Source organism: Streptomyces sp. NPDC093795, assembly GCF_044764665.1.
GTDB lineage: Bacteria > Actinomycetota > Actinomycetes > Streptomycetales > Streptomycetaceae > Streptomyces.
The window spans coordinates 136,584-153,851 of the sequence record NZ_JBIWIO010000004.1; the positions used below are offsets into that span (position 1 = coordinate 136,584).

The window sequence follows — 17,268 nt, forward strand, 5'->3', positions numbered from 1 at the left end:
AGCCGGTGAGGGCAGGGCGGCAGGTCACGCCGTGCGCATGCCGGCTCGGAGTCGACCACACTCCACGGCCGACCAGAGGACGCCGGTGAGGCCGTCCACCAGCCGGTCGGCCGTGACCTCGGGGAGGAACTCCCGTACCACCGCGCCGAGTTCGTCCCACACCCGCACCGTGGTGTCGTGCACCCCCCTGGCTCCGCTCCGGCTTCCGGCCAGGAAGTCGAGGCCGGAGTGCGTCTCCGCTCCCACGGCCGCGAGCATGCGCTCGGCGGTGGGAGTGTCCATGGCCCGTAGCCGTGCGGAGCCGACCGCGTCGCGCGGGCGCAGGGCGTGCCACCAGCCCGGCGGTGGGGTGAACGGGGAACCGGCGGTCCATCGCGCCCTGTTGAGGCCGAACACCCCGTGCCCCGCGAGCGGCCAGGCCGCCACGACGGCGCCGTCCGGGGCGCGCAGTTCGCCGTACTCCCGGGCGGCGCCGGTGACGCGGTGCACCGTACGGGGCACCGCGTCGCCCGGGAAGAGCACCGGTTCCCGCTCGGCCGGCTCGGCCGGGGATCCGAGGCGCCTTCTGCCGTCGAAGGGCACCGTCTCGAAGGCGCCGTCCCTCCAGACCAGGCCCGTCGGCCAGGGCTTCCGGTAGTCGTACGTCTCGTCCTCCCAGTGGACGACGACGCCTTCGAGTCCCAGGGCGGTGGCGCGGCCGCGTCCGGCCAGGAGGAGGGCGTCGCCGCCGTCGCGGACCTCCGTCCACTCTCCCCGCTGCCAGGCCTCCCCTTCACCGGGCAGCCCCAGCTCGTCGGGGAGTCCGGCGCGCAGTGTCCTCGTCAGCGCCTCGGCCGGGTCCAGGGCGAGGATGCGCTCCGCCTCCTCATCGAAGTGCCGGCGGAAAGCGGGCGCGGCGAACGGCTCCAGGTCCCGCAGGGCGGTGTGCAGCGGCAGTACGCCGCCCTCCGTGACCCGTCGGCCGTGTTCGCCGAGGAACCCGGCGACGAACTCGCGCAGGGCCGGCCGGGTGGTGAGCGTCTTGAGGCGTCCCGTGTCCCCCGTCAGGGGGTTGGGCGGCCGGTGGCCGATCTCCCGGGCGGCCGTCGGGTCGGACAGTCCCGCGAGCAGCCGGGGTGTGAAGCGGCCGTCCCGGATGACGTGCGGCAGGTCGTCACCCTTCGCCCGCCCGAGCCAGCTGAGGAAGCCGAGCGGTTCGGTGTCGTCGGCTTCGACCGGCACGCCCGCCGCGAGGAGGGCGTCGAGCAGCCCCAGATCGACGCACCGGTCCCGTGCCGAGGCCTGGGTGTCGGGCATCCGCAGTGACGGGAGCGCCCGGTGGGTGGCTCCTTCGGCGCGCAACCGGGCGGCTGCCCGGGCGAGCAGCTCGTCGAGTCCGACGACCGGCGCCCGCAGTCCTCGGTAGCGCTGTGCGAAACGGTTGAGCCAGGCCCGGACGTCCTCCACGTCGACGGCGGATTCCGCGCCGCCGACCGTCGCGGGGTCGGCGCTCTCAGCCTCCTCCCCGACCGCCACGGCGCACGTACGCGCGACCTCCTCGCCGACCGTACGCGCGACCTCCTCGTCGGCCGCCACGACGCCCGTACGCCCGGCCTCCCCACCGACCGTACGCGCGACCTCCCCACCGGCCGCCACCACGCCCGTACGCCCGGCCTCCCCACCGGCCGCCACCACGCCCGTACGCCCGGCCTCCCCACCGGCCGCCACCACGCCCGTACGCGCGTCCGACGCGGTCGCTCCGTCGAGCAGCGCGTCGGCGCCCGTTTCCCGCAGGAGCCTCACCCAGCCGGCCGCGGCCTCGGTGAGCGCGGCCCGGCCACCGCCGGCCGGTGCGGCTGTCAGTGCGAGCAGGGCCTTGCGGGTGACCCGGCCCTCGGCGAGGAGCGCGAGCAGGACCGGCGTCCAGCCGTCCCAGACGTCCGGCGTGGCATCGTCCATGCCGCCGTGCGCGAGGAGGCCGGCGAGCAGCAGCCGGTGCTCCTCGTCCACGGGGGCGGTGCCCGGCGCGAGGTCGAGGACGGCGCCCGCGAACTCGGGCCGGGACGGCAGCCCGGCGCGGTGCCAGGCCAGGACGAGACGGCGGTAGTGGGCGGCGGCCTGCGGGGCTGGCAGCCTCGCGACCAGGGCGTCGTGGTGGGCGGCCAGGGCGCGCCTGGAGACGGCTCCCACCGCCGCGCTCCCGACGAACGACTCGATCACCTCGTCCTCGTCGACGGCGAGGCCGCTGTTGTTCTCGACCTCGCGGGCCCGCGCGAACAGCGGTTGTGCCATGCCGGGGCTGCCCGCGCCGGCGATGATCCGCGCGCCTTCCTCCAGTACGGCCGTCATCAGCCGCGGGGCCTGCTTCTCCAGCGGGGCGACGGCCGCTTCGAGCGCCTTGGCCGCCCTCCCCGGTTTGCCGGCCGCGGTCGTGGCGCAGGTGCGGAGCAGCCCGAGGAGGCCGATCGCCCGGCTGGCGGCGGAGGGTTCGGCACGGGACACGCGGGCGAGGAAGCCCAGCGGGGCCGGCCGCACCCGGCCCACGACCTCGCGCCCCGGCCCGTCGGCGGGGACGGGCGTGAGGCCGAGGGCGCGAGCCACGGTGTCCTCGGCATCGGCCGCGCGTCCGGGCACCAGCCGTACGAGACAGGCCCCTCCGTCGAGCCCCGCCCAGTCGTACCGGCACACGGTGAGGACGTCCTCGTCGTCGGCGCCCGGCACTGCGCCGGGGGCCACGGCGCCCGCGTCGAGCAGTTCCCTCTCCCCCCAGACCTGCGGCACCGCCCTGTCCGCCGCGCCCGGCTCGCCACCCGCGCCGGTGTTCTCGGCGCAACGGGTGAGGAACCGCTGGTAGGCGGCGGACGCGTCGGGGCGCTCCTCCTGGCGGTAGCCGCCGTCGCGCGCGTCGTAGAGGTGTGCGGCGGTCCGCATCCCCTCGGACCAGGCGACGAGCGGGATGTCGTCGAACGCCCCCGGCCCTTCGCGGCGCCGGTCGCGGGAGCCCCAGTGCACGTCGTCCATGAGCGTGCTCGACAGGGGACCCTGCCAGCGCAGGCCGATGCGCATGGGGTGCCGCGCGGGGCCGGCGTACACGTCGAAGTGGGCGGTCTCCCCCCGGATGCGGCCGCCGAACCGGGACACGGCCCGCTCGAAGCGCGCCCCGCTGTCGAACTCGGCGCCGTCGAACGCGTCCACGCCCTGCCAGGAGTGCCGCTGCGCGGGCGCCGCCCGGGGCCGCCACCACACGGTCCTGTGCAGCTGCTCCACTCCCTGCTCGCCGCCGTGGTCGTCGAGGAGACGGCGCCAGCGCTCAAGGCGCCCGCGCCCGTCCGGATCGAGCAGTACGGGATGGGGCACCGTCACCAAAGGTACGTCGAGCGTCAGTTCGCCCTCGGGGGAGACGACACGCGGCCCGTCGGGCGTACCGGCGTCGACGAGCAGCCCGGCGCGTGTCACGTCGGCCGACCCGTCCGGCTCGTACGGCGCGATGACCAGGTGACGCAGCGCGCGCTGCCAGTAGGGGTCGGGCCAGACGGCGCGCAGCAGGCCGGCCGGAACGGGCAGGGAGCGCGTCATCCACCGCTCGGCCTCGGCGGCGGCCCGCGCGGTGTGGTCGGCCAGCCAGTCGGCGAGGGCGAGCAGCAGCTCCGCCCGCTCGTCCTTGCGCGCCTGCGCGGGGACCTTCTTGAGGATCTTGCCCGACGCGTTCCGGCAGATCAGCGTCGGGCGCGGTTCCGCGTACGCGTCGAGTGCCAGCTCGTAGGCCGGCCGTCCCGAGCCGTCCTGTTCGGTGCCGTCGACCGCGACCCAGTCCATCCCGTCCCCCGCTGTTCCGAGCGTCGTTCCCTTGAGCGTCCGACGGCGTGTCAGACCGTCGTGATCACTCTAGGTGACCCCACTGACAACCCCTCGTCCGCGTCCCGCCGCCGACCGCGCCCGCGAAGCCGCGAAGCCGCCACACGCTTGTCACATACGGATCGGAATGCCGTCCGCGCCCGCGCCGGTTGTCGCAGGCATGACTATCGGTGTGACGCTGAGTACGACCTCTCGACAGCTCTCGATCGACGCGACCGTCCGGCTGGCGAAGGAGGCCCGGGCCGCCGGTCTGACCTCCGGGTGGTTCGGGCAGAGCTTCGCGTACGACTCTCCGCTGCTGGCCGCGGTCGTCGGCCGGGAGGTTCCGGGGCTTCAGGTGGGGACGTCCGCGATCCCCGTCTTCGGCCGCCATCCCCTGCTGGTCTCCAGCCAGGCCCAGACGGCGCAGGCGGCGACCGGAGGCCGCTACCACCTGGGGCTCGCGCTGGGGACGCGGCATCTGACCGAGAACGGCTTCGGCATCCCGTACGAGCGTCCTGTGGCGCTGCTCAGGGAGTTCCTCACCGCACTGCGGCCCCTGCTCGCGACGGGGCAGGCCGACTTCCACGGCGAGCTGCTGACCGCGCGGACCCCGCTGCCGGCGGCGGTGCCCGGCGGCGCGGAACCGCCGGTGCCGCTGCTCGTCGCCGCCATGGGGCCGCAGACCCTCCGGGTCAGCGGCGAACTCGCCGACGGGATCCTGCCGTTCCTTGCGGGCCCACGGGCTCTCGCCGAGCACATCGTGCCCGCCGTCACGGCCGCCGCGGAAGCGGCGGGCCGGCCGGCGCCGCGGATCGTGGCCCTCGTCCCCGGGGTGGTGACCACGGACACGGAGTCGGTCCGGGAGGCGGCGGCCTCGTCGCTCGCGCTGTACGACGCCATTCCCTCGTACCAGCGCGTGATCGGTCTCTCCGGCGGTACGCGGGCCGCCGACCTGGCGGTGATCGGCGACGAGGAACACATGGCGGCAGAGGTACGGCGCTACCGCGAAGCCGGTGCGACGGAGGTGGTGTTCACCGCGACCGACCTCGGTGGTGAGGCCGACCGGCGCCGTACCTGGGCCCTGCTCGGAGAGCTGGCGCGCGCCTGAGCCCGGGCGCCCCTCCGCTCCCCCGCCCCGTCGCCCGCTCCCCCGCCCGGTCAGTTCGGCTTCGCGCCGACCGGGCGGCGCAGCAGGTAGACGGCGGCGGAGGCGACCAACGCCAGCATGCAGGCGATGAAGACGAGCCCGGCCCCTTCGAGTCCGAGCGGGTCGGCGAGGAGTCCGACGCCGATGACCGGGATCGAGATGCCGGTGTACGCGACCACGAACAGGGTCGAGATGACCGCCGCGCGCCGGTCCCCCGGCGCCGCCGCCGCGACGGAGGAGAGCGCGGCGCGGAAGGCGAGGCCCTGTCCGACGCCGCCGACGACAGCGGCGAGGACGATGAGGACCAGGAGGTCGGTGTAGAGCGCCGACGCGAGGAGGACGAGTCCGACGAAGAGGACGGCGCAGCCCAGGGAGAGGGAGCGGGCCACGCCGACGCGGCCGACGGCCAGTTGTCCCGCGGTGGAGGCGAAGAAGGCCAGGGCGACGACCAGGCCGCTCACGGCGTGGTTGTCCACGTGCAGGTAGCGGGCGAGGAACGCGGGGCTGACCGAGGTGAACACCCCGAACAGCGCGAATCCCACGAAGCAGGCGATCGCCGCCGGCACGAAGGCCGCGCGCACCTGGGGCGGCAGGGCGGGCCGCTGCGGCCGTACGGCGGTGAGGGGCCGTCGCTCCCCCACGGTCTCGGGGAGCCGGAGCAGGACGACGGCGGAGACGACCACCAGGGCGAGGTGGACGGCGAACGGCAGCAGCAGGGGTTCGGGCGCGTACTCCGCGAGGAGGCCGGCGAGGAGCGGCCCGCACCCCAGGCCGCCCATGTTGGCGGCGGTGGCCACGAAGGTCGCCCGGGACCCGCCGCCGGGCGGGGCCAGCTCCATGACGTACGCGGTGGCGGCCCCGGTGAACAGACCGGCCGACAGACCCGAGAGGAGCCGGCCCGCGTACAGCCAGGCCAGGCCGTCGGCGCACAGGAAGCAGACGGCGCTCGCCGCCGCGAAGCCCAGGCCCCAGAGCAGGGCGGGCCGCCTGCCGACGGTGTCCGAGGCGTTGCCCGCGAGCAGCAGCACTCCGATGACCCCGAAGGCGTACACGGCGTACACGACGGTCACGGTCAGTTCGGAGAACCCGAACTTCTCCTGGTAGAGGGGGTAGAGCGGCGTGGGCAGTGTGGTGCCGGCCATGCACACGACGAACACCGCCCCGGCGAGCAGACACCGGAGCCACCCCTGACGGTCATCTTCCATGCCGCCGACCGTAAGCCCGCCGGCCGCCGATCCCGGGGCACGAACTGCGGCAACGGGACAACGTCACCCCGACTGCCGGGTCGGACGGCTTCCGAACTGAGGCCGGGTCAGAGAGCGCATGAATAGCGACTTTCGTGCCACTTTCGTGTGCGTAAGGCTGGAAGATTCCTTCACCCTGTGCATATCAATCCGCTCAAGAGCGTTCCGAACTGATCAAGAACGCCTCTATAGTTCCGTCGTTCAACCTCCTTCCCCCGTGCCTGCTCCCGAGAGTCTGGTTGATGTCGGCGTCACCCATCCCGTTCCGCCCTGCCCTGACCGCCGCGTTGCTGACAGCCGCCGCGAGTGGCGCACTCGCCGCGGCGGCGACGACCGCGGCACCGTCCGGGGTACGCCCCGCGCTCGGCTGGTTCGCCCTCTGCGGCGTCCTGCTGCTGTCCGCCGCGGCCTTCTCCGTCACCTGGTACGCGCGCACCGCGCGGGCCCTTGGCCGGCGGGCCGAGGTCCTCTCCGCCGAACTCGCCTCCCGCGACGCCTACGTCAGCCGGTTCAAGGCCACCGCCGAGCGGGAGACGGCCGAGCTGAGGGAGCGTCACGAGGCGGAGGTCGCCGGCCACGCGGCACGGGCCGAGGAGCTCGTCCGCGCCCACCGGGCGGAGACGGCCCGGCTCGCCGAGGAGCGGACCGCCGACTTCGAACGCCTCGAAGGGCGGCTGCGCCGGGCGGAGTCCGCCCGGTCCGCTGCCATGGCCGCCGCGGCCAACGCGGCCGGCCGCATGCAGGCCCTTGCCACGAGCATGATGGCCGACCTGCGGGAGATGGAGCACCGGCACGCCGACGAGGACGTGCTCACCGACCTCCTCCACCTCGACCACCGCACCGCCCAGGCGGGACGGCTGGCCGACTCCGTCGCGGTGCTGACCGGGGCCCGGTCCGGTCGGCGCTGGGCGCGGCCCATCGTCATGGAATCGATTCTGCGCGGTGCCATGGGCCGGATCGGCGGCTACCAGCGGGTGCGGCTGCACTCGGGCAGCGACGCCGCGGTCGCCGGTCACGCCGCCGAGGGCGTCATGCACGCACTGGCCGAGCTCCTGGACAACGCCGCGAACTTCTCCCCGCCCAGCGCCGAGGTGCACGTCTACGTGGAGGAGGTGCCTGCGGGCATCGTCATCACCATCGAGGACAGCGGTCTGGCGATGAGCGACGTGCAGCTGAGGCGCGCCGAGGCCGCCGTCGGTTCGGCGACCCAGGACCTCGCCGGGCTCTCCGGAACCCGCCTCGGCCTCCACGTGGTCGGCCGCCTCGCGCGCAAGCACGGTCTGACGGTGTCCTTCCGTCCCTCCGCGCGCGGAGGCACCGGCGCTCTCCTGATGCTGCCTCAGGAACTGATCAGCCACGGCGCCTCTGAGCCGCCCCGCGCGTCCGGTGAGCCGCTGCTCCCCGTGTCGGGCCGTGGCGTGACCTCCCCCGCCGCCCACCGGACGGCCGTCACGCAGTCCACGGCCGCCCCGGCCGTCCGGCCGACGACCGGGCCGGGCGAGCCCGAGACCGTGCACGAGACCGCGTCCGACGGCGGCGCGCCGGAGATGGAGGCGGAGGCGGACGGAATCGTCCTGCCGCGCCGTCGCCGCGGCGAGACCCTCGCCTCCCAGCTCAAGAGCGCCGAGCCGCCCTCGACGGGCCGCCCGGCGGCGCGGCGCACGGGTGCGGCGGCGCCCGGGACCCCGCCGCGCTTCGGCAGCTTCCAGCGGGCCGTCCGCGCGGCCGCCGCCCAGCCGGAGGCCGGACCGGACAGAACAGGCCCCAGCACCGACGGCCGCCCGGCCGCCACACCCGTACCGTCCGACCCTCAGGACCCGACGGTCGCACCGCACCCGTCGTCGTCCTCGAACCCCCCGTATTCGGAAGGCAATCCGCGATGACCGGCACCACGACCGACGAGAAGCTCAGCTGGCTCCTGGAGAACCTGCTGGAACGCACCCCGGCCACCCGTCACGCGCTGGTGCTCTCCCGGGACGGCCTCAAGCTCTGCCGTACCTCCGGGCTCTCCGTGGACCAGGCCGACCAGCTCGCCGCCATCGCCGCGGGCATCCAGAGTCTGTCGCACGGCGCCTCCGTCGAGTTCGGCGACGGCACCGGCGGGGTCCGCTCCGCGATGGCCGAGTTCTACGGCGGCATCCTCTTCATCGTGGAGGCCGGGGACGGCGCCCATCTCGCGCTGGTCGCCGACGAGGACGCCGACGCGGGCCTCGTCGGCCACAACATGTCGGAACTGGTCGAGCAGCTGGGCGAGCACCTCGTCGCCAGGCCCCGGGGATGAGCCGGATCAGGCCGGGCCGGGACGACTCCCCCGACCGCCTCTACACCGTGACGGGCGGTCGCAGCCGTGCCGGATCCGACGCCTTCGACGTGGTGACGCTCGTGGTCGCCGAGAGCGACCCCGTGCCCGGCATGCAGTCCGAGCACGCCGCGATCCTGCGCATGTGCCGGTTCCCCATGGCCGTGGTGGAGGTGGCGTCCGAGCTCGGCCTGCCGGTGTCGATCACGCGGATCCTCCTGGCCGACCTGCACGCCACCGGCCGGATCAGCGCACGCCACCCGCGCCCCACGTACCGCCTTCCCGATCACGACATCCTGGAGCAGGTGCTCGTTGGACTCCGTAGCCTCTGAACAGCGCCAGACCCTGCACAGCACCGCCGACAACGGTCTGAAGATCGTCGTCGTCGGCGGGTTCGGAGTCGGCAAGACCACCCTGGTCCGCTCGGTCAGCGAGATCCGTCCGCTGAACACCGAGGAGACGATGACGCAGGCGGGCGAGGACATCGACGACACCGTCGGCGTCGCCGCGAAGACGGCCACCACCGTCGCGTTCGACTTCGGCCGGATCTCCCTCGACGCCCGTAACGTCCTGTACCTGTTCGGCGCCCCGGGCCAGGAGAGGTTCTGGTTCCTGTGGGACCGGCTGTTCTCCGGGACGCTCGGTGCCGTCGTGCTCGTCGACACCCGGCGGCTCGCCGACTCCTGGTACGCCGTCGACCGGCTCGAACACCACGGGACCCCGTTCGTCGTCGCCTGCAACGACTTCGGCGGACCCGCCCACACCCAGATCCGCGAGGCCCTCGACCTCGCCGACGAGGTTCCCCTGGTCTTCTGCGACGCCCGGTCGCGCGAGTCCAGCAAGCAGGTCCTCATCTCGCTCGTCGAGCACCTGCGGACCCTCGTCGCCCCGGACCCGCAGCCGATACCGGAGCCCACCCCGTGACCCACCCCGAGCCCCAGCCCGTCCCGCTGAGCGGCCCCCGGTTCCAGACCGACCCCGTCGAGCTGTACCGGCGGATACGGCGCGAGCACGGCGCCGTCGCCCCGGTCGTACTCGACGGCGACGTGCCCGCCTGGCTGGTCCTGGGCTACCGCGAACTGCACCAGGTCACCAGCGACCCGGTCCTCTTCTCGCGCGACTCCGAGCTGTGGAACCAGTGGGACACCATCCCGGCGGACTGGCCGCTGCTGCCCATGATCGGCCGCAAGCAGCCCTCCATCCTCTACACCGTCGGCGAGCGGCACCGCGAGCGGGCCGGGGTCATCTCCGACGCGCTCGAGGCCGTCGACCCGTTCGTCCTCAAGGAGCGGGCCGAACGCTTCGCGGACGAACTCATCGACGCCCTCTGCGGCAAGGGCACCTGCGACATCATCGCCGAGTACGCGATGCTGCTGCCGGTACGGGTCCTCGCCAGCGTCTACGGCTTCGCGGACGAGCAGGGCCCCGGTCTGGTCACCGCCCTGAACGACATGATCAACGGCCAGGCGGGCGCCCTGGAGGGCCAGCGGCACCTGGCCGAGTCCATGTTCGCGCTGCTCGCCGCCAAGGCCGAGACGCCCGGCGACGACGTCGCCTCGCGGATGGTCGCCAACACCGCCGGCTTCACGCTGGAGGAGGTCGCCCAGGACCTCATGGTGATGATGGCGGCCGGCCACCAGCCCACCGCCGACTGGATCGGCAACTCGCTGCGCCTGATGCTCACCGACGACCGGTTCGCGGCCTCCCTCTCCGGCGGCCGGCACAGCGTCGGCGAGGCGATGAACGAGGTCCTGTGGGAGGACACCCCCACCCAGAACGTCGCCGGGCGATGGGCCTCGCGCGACACCCGGCTCGGCGGACGCCGGATCGGCCGCGGCGACCTGCTCCTGCTCGGCCTCGCCGCCGCCAACTCCGACCCGCACGTACGGGCCGACTCCGGCGCCTTCACCGGCGGCAACAACGCCCACCTCTCCTTCGGACACGGCGAGCACCGCTGCCCCTTCCCGGCACAGGAGGTCGCCGAGACCATCGCCAGGACCGGCATCGAGGTGCTGCTCGACCGGCTGCCGGACGTGGACCTCGCGGTGGCGGAGGACGCCCTCACCCGCCGCCCGTCCCCCTGGCTGCGGGGCCTCACCGCGCTTCCCGTGACCTACACCCCGACCCCCGCCCTTGGAGCCTTCGCATGAGCTGCCCGTACGACCACACCGCCGCTTCCGGCACCGATGTGATCACGCTCGACCCCTTCGTCGGTGACCTCGACGGCGAGAGCGCCCGGCTGCGCGAGGCCGGTCCGCTGGCCCGTGTCGTGCTGCCCGGCGGGGTGCCCTGCTGGGCCGTCACCCGGCACGCCGAGGCGCGGAAGCTGCTCACCGACTCCCGTCTGGTCAAGGACATCGACGTGTGGGGGGCCTGGCAGCGCGGCGAGATACCCCTCGACTGGCCGCTGATCGGCCTCGCCAACCCCGGAAAGTCCATGCTGACCGTCGACGGCGACGAGCACCGGCGGCTGCGCACCCTGGTCGCGCAGGCGCTCACCGCGCGCCGGGTGGAGCGGCTGCGCGCGGGCATCGAGGCCCTGACCGAGGGCATGCTCGACCGGCTCGCGGAGCGCCCGGCCGGCGAGGTCGTGGACCTGAAGGCGGAGTTCGCGTACCCCCTGCCGATGAACGTGGTCGGCGAGCTGATGGGCGTCGACGCGGCCGACCACCCGCGGATGAAGGAGCTGTTCGACAAGTTCTTCTCGACGCAGACCCCGCCCGAGGAGGTGCCGCGGATGATGGCGGACCTGGGCGCCCTGTTCGCCGGGATCGTCGCGGGCAAGAAGGAGCGTCCCGGTGACGACCTCACGAGCGCGCTGATCGAGGCGTCGGAGGACGGCGACCGGCTGAGCACGGAGGAGATCACCAACACCCTCCAGCTGATGGTGGCGGCCGGGCACGAGACGACCATCAGCCTGATCGTGAACGCCGTCGTCGCCCTGGAGACCCACCCCGAGCAGCGCGCCCTCGTGCTCAAGGGCGAGGTGCCGTGGGAGAACGTCATCGAGGAGACGCTGCGCTGGTCGACGCCGACCTCGCACGTGCTGATCCGGTTCGCGGCCGAGGACATCGAGGTCGGCGACCGGGTGCTGCCCAAGGGCGAGGCCCTGATCGTGTCGTTCGGCGCGATCGGGCGGGACGAGACGCAGTTCGGTCCGACGGCGGGCGACTTCGACGTGACCCGTACGCCGAACCGGCACATCTCCTTCGGTCACGGTCCGCACGTGTGCCCGGGAGCGGCGCTGTCCCGGCTTGAGGCGTCGGTGGCGCTGCCCGCCCTGTACGCGCGCTTCCCCGAGCTCCGCCTCGCCGTGCCGCGCGAGGAACTGCGCAACAAGCCGGTCGTCACGCAGAACGACCTCTTCGACCTGCCGGTCCTTTTGGCCTGACCGGCCGCGCGCCCTGGCTTCCCCGCGTCGGGGAGGCCAGGGCGTACGCATGGCGCCCGTCAGCCGACTCCGTCGGTTGCCGTGACGCGGTGGGCCTCAAGGCCGGGGGCGGCGAGCAGGTCGGCGATGAGTTCCTCGGAGCCGCCGACGTACGTGCTCACCAGGTCGACGTCGCCGCCCACGCACCAGGCGCGGTCCTGCGGCCACCACAGGTCGGGCAGTTCGTCGAACTCGTGCAGGAGCGCGGGGGACACGGCGTCGGCGAGCGGTCCCGACAGCAGGATCTCGTCCCGTGCCGGGGTCGGGAAGGTGGGGACGCCCTGCCACTCCCAGCGGCCGTATCCCTCCCACAGGCCGTACCGGCATCGCTCCGGTGTACCCGTGTGCCGCGCCAGGACGGGGATCAGGGCCCGCGCGACCCCGACGGGTGTCGGCCCTTCGGCCGGGTGCTCGTCCCAGACGCCGGCCAGGCCGTACTCCTGCTCGTTCTGGTAGAACTGGTCCACGCCGATCACCTCGTGCCAGTCCGTCAGCGCTGCGACCTGTCGCCCGTAGGCGGCGGCGACGGTGTCCCAGCGGACCGGGCGCTCGTCGAGCGTCGCGGGATGCAGCACGCGCGCGTACGCGGGGAATCCGGGCGCGGCGACGCCGGTCACGGTGCCGAAGTCACCGAAACCGGGGCGGCGTTCGGTCAGCCAGTGCGCCGGCCCGAGGTCCGCCGTCTCGACGCGCAGACGCCCGTACCGCGAGGGGGTGGGTTCTCGGTCCGACTGATCTGGCTGGTCCGACCTGTTCCATGGGTCCATCCGTCCAGTCTGCCCGGGGTCACGCGGGCTCCGCCGGTCGGGCACCCTGAGCGAAGGGGCCGTCAGCCGTCAGCCGTCCGTCGGAAAGGCATCGGCCCGTACGTGGGGCATAGGGCTGCTGCTCACCCGGTACGGGTCGCCGGGCGGACGCTCCGCCGGGGTGACGCGGACCGTCAGCGGCCCGGCCCACTCGTAACCCTTCCGCTCCCCGTGGCGGGCCAGGTCGTCCGTCAGCGCCTCCCCCACGTCACCGCCGCCGCGGCGCGTCAGTTCCTCGGCGACCCGGGTGTCCAGTTCCACCTCGTAGGCGTTCGGCACGACCACTCTGCTCTCGCTGCACACCACGGCGTGGTCGTCGCACTCGTGGTGCAGGGCGGCCACCAACTCGACGTGCTCGCGGTGACGGACCTTGGAGAGCAGGGCCTTCTGCCAGCGTTCCAGGGCTCGTTCCACCCGCGAGAGCCCGCCCCCGGCCGAGCGCCCTCTCCCGGCCGCGTGCCCGCCCGTCACCGTCGTCCGCGCAGCCGCCCCAGCAGCCTGCGCGCCTGGTCGCGCTTGCGGGGGTCGGCGGCGGCGCGCCGGGCCGAAGCGATCGTCCGCTGTCCCTGCGGGCTGCGGGTGAACTGCTTGATGCGTGCGATGAGTCCGGACATGGGTCCTCCTTGGGGCCGTGTGCGGTCCTCCTACCCTGGGATGCCGTAAAAATGTGCGGGCATCTCACGACGAGTACCCGGCACGAGAACACCTGGGGGACGCATGACCATTCACCGGCCCGGACTGCCGCAGGACCTGCCTCGGGGCGAGGCGCTGTGGGCCCGCTGGGCGCTGCTCGCCGCCGTCCGGGCGACCACCGAGGAGGAGGAACGCGGCAGCGGTTACCGCACCGGCCTCTGGATCGACGCCGAGAGGCTTCACCACGACGACTCCGGCTGCACCTGGTGGACCATGTCCCGGATGGGCGAGGGCCGGTACGTGCTCTACGGCGAGGACGAGTCGAGCGGCGTGAAGTGGAACGAGCCGCCGATCGACATGCTGGCGGGCGGCCCGGACTGGCTCCCGTACGACGAGCTGCGCGACCGGCTCACGGGGTACGAGCTGGGCTGCGTCTACTGGTACGAGAACGGGGTGTGGGCCCGCGCGCCCTACCCGGACGGCCTGCGTGACGACGGTCTGGACTGCGGCATGAGCGGCTTCGTGGAGCGGGGCCGGGTGCTCGGGGAGCTGTCGGACTACGTCGACGACACGGTCGGCGGGGTGGACGCGGACGGTCTCCTGGCGGACGCGGAGGCGCACCGGCTGGAGGCGGGGCTGCTCCTGGAGCGGCTGCGGCCGACCGATCCCGACGACGAGCCGCTGGACCCGCCGGCCGTCGCCAGGGCCCTGGCGCTCGCGGGCCTCACCCGGGCGGAGGCATGCGGGTCCGCCGCCGGGACCTGAGCGGAGGCATGCGGGTCCGTCGCCGGGACCTGAGCGGAGGCATGCGAGTCCGTCGCCGGGGTAGCCGGGGCATGAGTCCGAGGGAAGGTGAAGAGGTCATGCAACGATCACGTCTCGTGTTCAAGCCGGTGTCGCTCGCCCTGGGCACCGGGGGCGGTCTGCTCGCGGCAGCCGCGTTCAAGAAGGCCTGGCAGGTCCTGGGGCACGACGACGACGCGCCGAACGCCACCGACGAGGACAGGCGCTGGCGCGAGATCCTGATCGCCGCCGCGCTGCAGGGTGCGATCTTCGCCGTGGTGAGGGCCGCCGTCGACCGCGGCGGGGCCACGGCGGTGCGACGCGTCACGGGCGTCTGGCCGGCCTGACCGCCCGGCGCGGGGCGCCGCCTGCGGCCCCCTGCTCACACGAAGGCCCCCGTCTCACCAGGCGGGGGCCTTCAGGTGAGCCGCGCCACGAGATCCCACCCGCACGAAGGCCCCCGCCTCCCCGGCGGGGGCCTTCGTGCGGGGCGCCTCGCTCCGAGGACCCCCGGGGCTGAGGCCCCGAGGGAGCCTCACCCCCGAGGGACCTCACGTCGTCGCGGTCGTGATCCGGGCGCAGGCCCGTACGACCTCGTCGAGGGGCAGGCCCTCGTCGAGCAGGGCGCGCTGGCGGTCCGCGCCGCTTCCGCCGGCCAGGTGGGCGGCGATTCCCTGGCGGGCCGCGTCGAGGTCTCCGGCGTCCCGCAGTGCCTCCTCGGTGTACCGGAGGAGGGCCTCGAAGGCCGCGTCGGCGCCGGTCTCCTCCATGGTCACCGGGTGGACGAGCGGCCCCTTGAGCCCGGACCGGGCGGCGCGCCACGAGGCCAGTCGCAGCAGACCGGCGGAGATACGGGGAGCGGGCTCGCCGTTGCGCCAGGCGCGGGCGGCGGTCTCCACGAGGCCTCGGGCGAGGGTGGCGACGAGCACGGTCGTGCCGGGTTCCAGACAGACGTCGGCGACCCTGATCTCGACGGTCGGGAAGTTGGCGGAGAGCCGGGCGTCGAAGTAGATCATGCCGGGGTCGCGCAGGACTCCGGTCGCCAGCATGTCCCGCACCTCCTCGTGGTACCGCTCCGCGCTCCCGAAGAGTTCGTACGGTCCCGCGGACGGCCAGCGGTTCCACACGCGGCTGCGGTAGCTGCTGTAGCCGCTGTCCTGCCCCTGCCAGAACGGCGAGTTGCCGCTGAGTGCGTTCAGGAGGTAGAGCCAGGGCCGGATCCGGTCGAGGACGGCGACCCCTTCCTCGTCGGAGTCCACGGCCACGTGCACATGGCACCCGCACGTCAGCTGTTCCCGGGTGGTGAGGGCGAACTGCTCGGCCATCCACCGGTACCTGAGGCCCAGCTGACGGGAGGGTTCCACGGGGAGCGGGGAGGTCGCGAGGGCCGCGACGAGCGCGCCGGCCCCGCGCGCGTACCGCAGCGCCTCGCCGCGCAGGCGGACGATCTCGTCCCGCAGCTCGCCCATGTCCTTCATCGGCCGGGTGGAGAACTCCAGCTGCTCCTGGTGCAGCTCCTTCTCGAAGCTCTCCCCCGCCTCGTCCCCGGTCAGGGCCGCTGACGCGAGCACCGCCGACGAGACGGCGAAGGGCTCGCCCGTCTTCGCGTTGACGAGCATCAGCTCCTCCTCGACACCTACTGTGCGCATGGACGCTCCTGTACGAAAAAAACGGGACGTCCCGCCCCGCCGGCCGCCCCCGGTGGAGGCCCCCAGCGGTTGCGAGACCGGGACGTCTCGCGTATGCCCACTTCGGCGAGGGCGAAGCCCCCGTACGAAGGGGGCGCGGGTCGGATCGCGGTTCCCGCACCGGATAATGCCTGGTCCGACGGTCGGCGGGCGGGCAGACTCGCTCCATGGTGGACATGTGGGCGTTCCGGGACGCGGTCGATCGCTGGGCGGCGGGCGGGCCCGGCGAACCGGCGCGTGATCTGGCGGCGCGGCTGGGACTGCGGACGGCGGTGCTCCTTGAGGGGCCGAGCGACCTGGCGGCCGTCGAGGCGCTGGCCGCGCTGCACGGCGGGGACCTCGCCGCCGAAGGGGTGGCCGTGGTGTCGATGGGCGGGGCGATGAGCGTGGGGCGCTATGCCGACCTGCTCGGGCCGTCCGGTCTCGGCCTGCGTCTGACCGGCCTGTGCGACGAGCGCGAGCAGCGCTACTACGACCGTGCTCTGCGGCGGGCCGGGGTGTCGTCCGGGGGGTTCTTCGTGTGCGTGGCGGATCTGGAGGACGAGTTCATCCGGGCGCTGGGGACGGCGAGGGTCGAGGAGATCATCGGGGCGGAGGGCGATCTGCGTGCCTGGCAGACGTTCCTGAACCAGCCCGCGCAGCACGGCCGGCCCCGGCACCGGCAGCTGCGCCGCTTCCTCGGCACGAAGAAGGGCCGCAAGATCCGCTACGGCCTTCTCCTGGCGGAATCCCTCGCCCCCGAGCAGGTTCCGGCGCCGCTCGTCGAGCTCCTCGATCACACGCTCTCTTCCCGACGGACGGCGTAGGCACCCGCGGCGGCCGCCAGCACCGCCGCCGCCGCGGCCTGTTCCGGGAGACGCGGGTCGGGATCGGCGCGCAGGAGTACCAGCTGGTGGTAGAGCGGCGCCGTGGCGGCGATCAGCAGGCTCCGTGCGTCGATGGGCCGTGCGGGGAGTTCGCCGCGCTCGACGGCGCGCTCGACGAGGATCTCGCACTGGGCGTACCGGTCCGCCCACAGCTGCGTCTGGGCCCGCGCGGCCTGTTCGGAGTGGAACGAGGCGGCCATCAGGGCGACGGCGAACGACGGTCGTACGACCAGGGACTCCTGGATCTCCTGGTTGAGGGCCGTGAGATCGCCGCGCAGGGAGCCGGTGTCCGGTGGCTGCCAGTCGATCTCGCCGGCGGCGTCGATGACGTCGACGAGCAGGCCGCCCACATCGCGCCAGCGCCGGTAGACCGTGGCGCGGTGCACTCCCGCGCGGGTGGCGACACCCTCCATCGTGAGTCCTTCGTGTCCGCTCTCGGCGAGTTCGGCGCGCACCGCGTCGAGGACCTGGGCGCGGATGCGGGCGGTGCGACCGCCCGGACGGCGGTCCGGCGGCGTGGCCGTCGTGTCTGTCATCGGGAATCCCGTATCCGGTT

17 protein-coding genes are annotated in these 17,268 nt (G+C 73.8%); 10 read left to right on the forward strand and 7 right to left on the reverse strand.

The window, feature by feature from the left end:
- Positions 1 to 24: 24 nt before the first annotated feature.
- The gene (locus ACIRB7_RS12905; RefSeq protein WP_403596563.1) at positions 25 to 3,795 is read right to left on the reverse strand and encodes a DUF4132 domain-containing protein; all 3,771 of its coding nucleotides are present in this window, start codon (positions 3,793 to 3,795) and stop codon (positions 25 to 27) included.
- Between the two features lie 199 nt (positions 3,796 to 3,994).
- Here ACIRB7_RS12905 and ACIRB7_RS12910 point away from each other — a divergent pair, with 199 nt between their 5' ends.
- Positions 3,995 to 4,924, forward strand: coding sequence for a TIGR03564 family F420-dependent LLM class oxidoreductase (locus ACIRB7_RS12910; RefSeq protein WP_403596566.1), 930 nt, complete (start codon positions 3,995 to 3,997; stop codon positions 4,922 to 4,924).
- 50 nt (positions 4,925 to 4,974) lie between these two features.
- Here ACIRB7_RS12910 and ACIRB7_RS12915 read toward each other — a convergent pair whose 3' ends face one another.
- Positions 4,975 to 6,168, reverse strand: coding sequence for an MFS transporter (locus tag ACIRB7_RS12915; protein WP_403596568.1), 1,194 nt, complete (start codon positions 6,166 to 6,168; stop codon positions 4,975 to 4,977).
- 281 nt (positions 6,169 to 6,449) lie between these two features.
- Between ACIRB7_RS12915 and ACIRB7_RS12920 the strand changes: the two genes are divergently transcribed.
- From ACIRB7_RS12920 to ACIRB7_RS12945, 6 genes are read left to right on the forward strand one after another with little or no spacing between them, the layout of a single operon-like run.
- Positions 6,450 to 8,090 carry an ATP-binding protein gene (locus ACIRB7_RS12920; protein ID WP_403596571.1) on the forward strand — a complete coding sequence of 547 codons (1,641 nt, stop codon included), beginning with the start codon at positions 6,450 to 6,452 and terminating at the stop codon, positions 8,088 to 8,090.
- A complete protein-coding gene (locus ACIRB7_RS12925) occupies positions 8,087 to 8,488 on the forward strand; it encodes a roadblock/LC7 domain-containing protein (RefSeq protein ID WP_351215526.1) in 402 nt (133 codons plus the stop codon). Before ACIRB7_RS12920 ends, ACIRB7_RS12925 begins: the two co-directional genes overlap by 4 nt.
- Complete coding sequence (locus tag ACIRB7_RS12930) at positions 8,485 to 8,838, forward strand: DUF742 domain-containing protein (protein WP_351215528.1); 354 nt, start codon at positions 8,485 to 8,487, stop codon at positions 8,836 to 8,838. Before ACIRB7_RS12925 ends, ACIRB7_RS12930 begins: the two co-directional genes overlap by 4 nt.
- A complete protein-coding gene (locus ACIRB7_RS12935; protein WP_403596574.1) occupies positions 8,819 to 9,430 on the forward strand; it encodes a GTP-binding protein in 612 nt (203 codons plus the stop codon). The genes ACIRB7_RS12930 and ACIRB7_RS12935 overlap by 20 nt, the downstream gene beginning before the upstream one ends.
- On the forward strand, positions 9,427 to 10,656 hold the full coding sequence (locus tag ACIRB7_RS12940; protein ID WP_403596577.1) for a cytochrome P450: 1,230 nt from the start codon (positions 9,427 to 9,429) through the stop codon (positions 10,654 to 10,656). The genes ACIRB7_RS12935 and ACIRB7_RS12940 overlap by 4 nt, the downstream gene beginning before the upstream one ends.
- On the forward strand, positions 10,653 to 11,897 hold the full coding sequence (locus ACIRB7_RS12945; protein ID WP_403596579.1) for a cytochrome P450: 1,245 nt from the start codon (positions 10,653 to 10,655) through the stop codon (positions 11,895 to 11,897). Before ACIRB7_RS12940 ends, ACIRB7_RS12945 begins: the two co-directional genes overlap by 4 nt.
- Positions 11,898 to 11,956: 59 nt before the next feature.
- Here ACIRB7_RS12945 and ACIRB7_RS12950 read toward each other — a convergent pair whose 3' ends face one another.
- From ACIRB7_RS12950 to ACIRB7_RS12960, 3 genes are all read right to left on the reverse strand, one after another.
- Positions 11,957 to 12,703, reverse strand: coding sequence for a hypothetical protein (locus ACIRB7_RS12950; protein ID WP_403596582.1), 747 nt, complete (start codon positions 12,701 to 12,703; stop codon positions 11,957 to 11,959).
- A gap of 69 nt (positions 12,704 to 12,772) precedes the next feature.
- A complete protein-coding gene (locus ACIRB7_RS12955) occupies positions 12,773 to 13,156 on the reverse strand; it encodes an FhaA domain-containing protein (protein WP_403596585.1) in 384 nt (127 codons plus the stop codon).
- Positions 13,157 to 13,209: 53 nt separating this feature from the next.
- Positions 13,210 to 13,356 carry a hypothetical protein gene (locus ACIRB7_RS12960; RefSeq protein ID WP_351906808.1) on the reverse strand — a complete coding sequence of 49 codons (147 nt, stop codon included), beginning with the start codon at positions 13,354 to 13,356 and terminating at the stop codon, positions 13,210 to 13,212.
- Positions 13,357 to 13,459: 103 nt separating this feature from the next.
- Between ACIRB7_RS12960 and ACIRB7_RS12965 the strand changes: the two genes are divergently transcribed.
- Together ACIRB7_RS12965 and ACIRB7_RS12970 are read left to right on the forward strand one after the other, a co-directional pair.
- Positions 13,460 to 14,140, forward strand: a complete 681-nt coding sequence (locus ACIRB7_RS12965) for a hypothetical protein (RefSeq protein ID WP_403596588.1) — start codon at positions 13,460 to 13,462, stop codon at positions 14,138 to 14,140.
- Positions 14,141 to 14,238: 98 nt separating this feature from the next.
- Positions 14,239 to 14,505 (forward strand): DUF4235 domain-containing protein, encoded by a 267-nt coding sequence (locus tag ACIRB7_RS12970; RefSeq protein WP_403596591.1) that lies wholly within the window; start codon positions 14,239 to 14,241, stop codon positions 14,503 to 14,505.
- A gap of 204 nt (positions 14,506 to 14,709) precedes the next feature.
- Here the strand turns inward: ACIRB7_RS12970 and ACIRB7_RS12975 are convergent, their stop codons facing one another.
- A complete protein-coding gene (locus tag ACIRB7_RS12975) occupies positions 14,710 to 15,807 on the reverse strand; it encodes a glutamate--cysteine ligase (protein WP_403596593.1) in 1,098 nt (365 codons plus the stop codon).
- A gap of 206 nt (positions 15,808 to 16,013) precedes the next feature.
- Between ACIRB7_RS12975 and ACIRB7_RS12980 the strand changes: the two genes are divergently transcribed.
- On the forward strand, positions 16,014 to 16,652 hold the full coding sequence (locus ACIRB7_RS12980; RefSeq protein ID WP_403596595.1) for a TOPRIM nucleotidyl transferase/hydrolase domain-containing protein: 639 nt from the start codon (positions 16,014 to 16,016) through the stop codon (positions 16,650 to 16,652).
- On the opposite strand, the gene ACIRB7_RS12985 is transcribed toward ACIRB7_RS12980, so the two are convergent.
- Positions 16,622 to 17,248: a TetR/AcrR family transcriptional regulator gene (locus ACIRB7_RS12985; RefSeq protein ID WP_403596598.1), complete on the reverse strand. Its 627-nt coding sequence runs from the start codon at positions 17,246 to 17,248 to the stop codon at positions 16,622 to 16,624. The two genes, ACIRB7_RS12980 and ACIRB7_RS12985, sit on opposite strands and share 31 nt — an antisense overlap.
- Positions 17,249 to 17,268 lie beyond the last annotated feature (20 nt).